4 protein-coding genes are annotated in these 4,428 nt (G+C 59.4%); all 4 read right to left on the reverse strand.

Annotation, left to right across the window (positions count from 1 at the left end; translation table 11 throughout):
- Positions 1-51: 51 nt before the first annotated feature.
- Positions 52-1,959: an ATP-binding protein gene (locus VGK48_19925; GenBank protein ID HEY2383450.1), complete on the reverse strand. Its 1,908-nt coding sequence runs from the start codon at positions 1,957-1,959 to the stop codon at positions 52-54.
- Positions 1,960-1,970: 11 nt separating this feature from the next.
- On the reverse strand, positions 1,971-3,002 hold the full coding sequence (locus VGK48_19930; GenBank protein HEY2383451.1) for a hypothetical protein: 1,032 nt from the start codon (positions 3,000-3,002) through the stop codon (positions 1,971-1,973).
- Positions 2,987-3,583, reverse strand: a complete 597-nt coding sequence (locus tag VGK48_19935) for a plastocyanin/azurin family copper-binding protein (GenBank protein ID HEY2383452.1) — start codon at positions 3,581-3,583, stop codon at positions 2,987-2,989. The genes VGK48_19930 and VGK48_19935 overlap by 16 nt, the downstream gene beginning before the upstream one ends.
- 211 nt (positions 3,584-3,794) lie before the next feature.
- A partial coding sequence (locus VGK48_19940) for a pyridoxal-phosphate dependent enzyme (protein ID HEY2383453.1) occupies positions 3,795-4,428 on the reverse strand: 634 nt, incomplete at its 5' end.

The following is a 4,428-nucleotide window of genomic DNA, read 5'->3' on the forward strand; positions in this document are numbered from 1 at the left end:
ATTTGACTTGGCGTGCGGGTTTTCGACACGCCCTCAGGTTCAAACTCGGGCTCACGTCGTTAACTGGAGCTCCTGCTCCGGCCGGTCTGAATCGGCGGAACTGTTGCCGCCCTCGAGGTGGGCTGGTATCCGGACGGTGAACGTGGTCCCGACTCCGGGGCTGCTTTCGACAGCAATGGAGCCGTGCATGAGCCAGCACAGGCGTTGACTGATCGCTAACCCGAGACCAGTTCCACCGTACCGACGCGTCGTCGATGCGTCGGCCTGCCTGAACTCCTGAAACAAACGCGACAATTGTTCCGGAGTCATGCCGACGCCGGAGTCCGCCACCTGCAGCTTGAGTTCGGTGTTGGCGCCCTGGACTTCAAGAGCGACGCGCAGACGGACTTCTCCGTTCTCGGTAAATTTGCAGGCATTGCTGATGAGATTCAGGAGTACCTGCTGAACTCTGGTGCGGTCCTGGTGTATGAGACCGATTGGATCAGGCGATTCAACGACAAGAGTGTTTCCTCGCGAGGACGCCAGGGGCTCGGAGGTGTTGATCACGTTGGTAATCACGTCTTCCAGGTCGAATTCCGACACATCCAGTTCCATTCGCCTGGCTTCTATCTTGGATAAATCGAGGACGTCATTGATGAGCGCGAGAAGGTGCCGGCTCGCCGCCAGCACGCGGGCCAGGTCCGGGACAAATTCCTGGAGCTGCTGCTCTTCCGCCTCTTCTTTCATCAGTTCGCTGTAGCCGATGATGGCATTGAGAGGCGTGCGCAACTCATGGCTCATGCTGGCGAGGAAGGCGCTTTTCGCGCTGTTTGCCTCTTCGGCGGCATCGCGTGCCTCGCTGAGGTGCTGATGTGCGGCTTCCAGGCCGCGGGTCCGTACCGAAGCTTCTTCGTGCCAGTGCACCAGCGCATCGGTCATGCCGTTAAAGGCCCGGGCAAGCTGTACCTCTTCCGCGCTGCCGCGCGCCGGGACGCGGTTATGCCAATCGCCTTCTGCAATGCTCATTGCCGCTTGCGAGATGGTGCGCAGGTGCCGGGATATCGTTCGACTGGAGAACACCAGCAATCCGATTCCGATTCCGAAGATGATGGCTGCAACCCAAAGCAATCGTGCCCGGATGCTGGCCAGCAACAGCTGGGTTGGCCGCAGGTCGACCATGAGAAGCAGAGAACTGGTATTGGCCTCGGTGTCGTTGAGGATGGAATAGCGCCCGCCGATGTAACGCTCCCCAAAGAAGTAGCTACGCTGTGGGGATTCCCCACCTTTTGGGCTGAGAGGAACATGGACCGGCAGCGCCGCGATTTCTCGTCGGTCCGAGGGCTTCAGACTCGTGGCTGCAACCCTGCCACCTGCAAAGAAGGTAACGTCGGTTTGCGTCAGATTCGCCAACTCGGCGGCCACTTTGTCATCGAGGATATATGTCGCCCTCAGCACGCCCAGGGTTTCTGTGAGGAACATTGCAGGCTCCGAAACGACCAGATAAAGCGAGCCATTCGATGTGATCACAGAATGCTTGGTTTCCCGGCTCAGGCCCGGGATCGATAATGAAAAGGGCCGTGTGCCATCCTGGCCGGCGAACCCGAACTCCTTTCCGTCGACGTCCAGAATGGCGCATTCGTCGGCGTTCAGCTGGGTTCGGTAGTGCTCCGCCAGTTGATCCATCGTCGGACGATCGGACCGCGCGTCCGGCTCGCTGAGGATGGCTCGGAAAGCGGGCAGTTCCGCGATCAGGCGTAGTTGAGTACGCACGAAGCTCTCACGGTTATTGAGCAGTCTGTCCACTGCCTGTTGTGCAGCGCTGAGCCTTTCGTTCGCCTGACTTTTTTCGTAGGCCGAAACCAGCTGCGAAGCGGCCAGCAGGAGAGTAATAACAGTGATCCCGCATACGGCCAGACCGGAAAGGAAGACGCGCGTCTGAAGGCTCTGATGCCAGAGAACCGGATCTTCCCGCTGTGCCACGTTGCTCTCCATTACCTCGCGCCGCGGCCCAGCAAATTTCCAGGGCGGACGCTGTAAGTCAGTGCGATATCCATGGACGTGTGGCCTGGATCGGCGGCCACATCATAAGGTTGGCGGACGTGGTTGATTTCAGCCATTAGACCGCCCGTCAGCCGGATCCTGGCGCCTAAAGTGTAACGTCGAGGGAATTCCGAGAATGGTCCGGCAAGATAGTCCAGCCGTTCGATCCGTGCGACTGCAGTAACGGGTCCCATCGACGGGCGATGGACAAGTACGTCCGCATAACCTCCATGCGTTCTGGTGCCCAGGAACGGCCGGCCGGCGATCCACTCGCCGCGCAGTTGTACGCCGTTCTTCATCCAGCGGAGATCGACGCCGGTGAATTCTGTCGTCCCGGTGGCGAAAAACCAGCCTGTGGATGGCCGCGTCCGGATGTAGCTCACTCCGGCAATAAACGGGCCTCCTGCGCCTTGAACGTGTACGACAGTGTCCAGACCACGGGCGCGGGAATATGGATCCTGGTCTGTCGGGATGCCGGCGCTGACTTCGGCGGAGAGCCAGGTTGTGCCCGCCATGACACTGCCGCCGGTCTCCAGATAGTTGTTGGATAGCGCCCAGTAATAGCTGTTGCGTATCAGCGGCGCCCGAAGGAAACCGGTATAGCCCTGATCGCTTCCGCTGTAGATGCCGAATGGAGTCCGGTACCTGCCCAGTCGGACGCCGAGCAGGCGGTCGCCCTTGATTTCCGTTTTTTCGAGTTTCAATTCCAGAAGGCTCAGGTTCGGATGATAGGGATAGGCGGCGCCGAAGGCGTCGGATGCCGACCCGTGTCTTGTCGCCCAGGAAGCATCACCATAGAAATTCCAGCCGTGGATCTCGCCGAATCCGCGCACCGCGGTTGCCCCTGCTTCAAGGTTTTCCGTGGTTGCAGCGGCGGTTACATCCGCCTCGAGGGTCAGCGACTGGGCATCGGCGTTCGCGGAACCAAATGCCGCAGAGGTCAAGATGACCATTGTGAGCAAGACGCTCACTCGACGGGCCACACAACCTCCAGCGCCGTGTTCGGTGCTACGGTGACCTTGCCGGTTATCGTTGCTGCGGCCGCTCTCCATGCGTGATACGTGTACTGCCCATTGGGCACTCCATCGAGAGAGAAATTGCCGGTGCGATCCGTGACGGCATAGTAAGGGCTGTCGACGACAACAATATAGGCAGCCATGCCCGGATGAATGTTGCAGAACAACCGGCTGACACCCGCGTGATCGAACTGCACATCGCGGACCTGACCCACAGGGTACAGGCCGAGGTCGAACCTCTTGCCGTCGCGGAAAGAAAATACGTTGTGCAGGACGCGGTCGTTATTTGGAAATCGAACGGTCGAGCCGGTCGATACAGCCAGCACCGCCGGCGAGAAGGCGAGATTTCGCTGATCCAGTACAGCTTGCCGGAGTGGACGGGGGGCGTCTGGCGCTTCAATCCAGATCACGGCGCCTTCCGCCGGCTTGCCGCCAACCGTCACGCGGCCTTTGACGCTGGTAACGTCCGCGCAGAATACGAGCAATCCCGTACAGATGACCAGAAGTCCGCAAACGATGACCAATCCTATTGGGCGCAACGTTCTCATGGATGCCTTATCGGCCAGACTCTGGAAGAGCTATAACGAAAAAGTGGAAAAACGGTGTTAGTCTATTTTCGCGGCAAGTTATAGAAAAACCTAGACTTGTGACGCCGAAAGTCAGCCGCGGATGACGCGGATGACGCAGATGCGGCGGATTACAATGCTCCCATCCGCGTCATCTGCGGCAAAAACCTGTTTCAGTAAAAGCCATGCCGGACTACGGCGACGAAACCTCTTCGCGTCCGGACTGATGAAACCAGTCGGTGCTGAGGTAGCGCTCGCCGGTGTCGGGAAGGATGGCGAGGACCCGTTTCCCGGGTCCGAGTTCGCGAGCGGCAATACAGCTTGCATGAAGGATGGCGCCGGACGAGATGCCGCAAAGCAGGCCTTCAGCTTCCGCGAGACGGTGAGCCGCGGCGGCAGCTTCTTCGTCGGTGACGGTCACAATCCGATCGATGAGGCTTTTGTTTAACACTTCGGGAACGAACCCCGCGCCGATGCCTTGAATTTTATGCATGCCGGGTTTACCGCCGGACAGGACCGGCGAGTCCGCCGGCTCCACGACGAAGAGTTTCAAATTCGCGATCTTCTGTTTCAGGATCTCGCCGGTGCCGGTGGCCGTGCCTCCCGTGCCGATGCCGACCACCAGCGCATCGAGTCTGCCGTCGACGACCTTCAGGATTTCCCGGGCGGTGGTCTCGCGGTGGATTTGCGGATTGGCCGGATTCCCGAATTGCCGCGGCATAAAGTAATCGGGATGTTCCCCAAGAATTTCTTCAGCCTTGTTGATGGCGCCCTGCATCAGCTCCAGCCGGTGAGTCAGGATGACTCGCGCTCCATAAGCTCTCAGC

It is taken from the genome of Terriglobia bacterium (genome assembly GCA_036496425.1).
Lineage (GTDB): Bacteria > Acidobacteriota > Terriglobia > 20CM-2-55-15 > 20CM-2-55-15 > 20CM-2-55-15.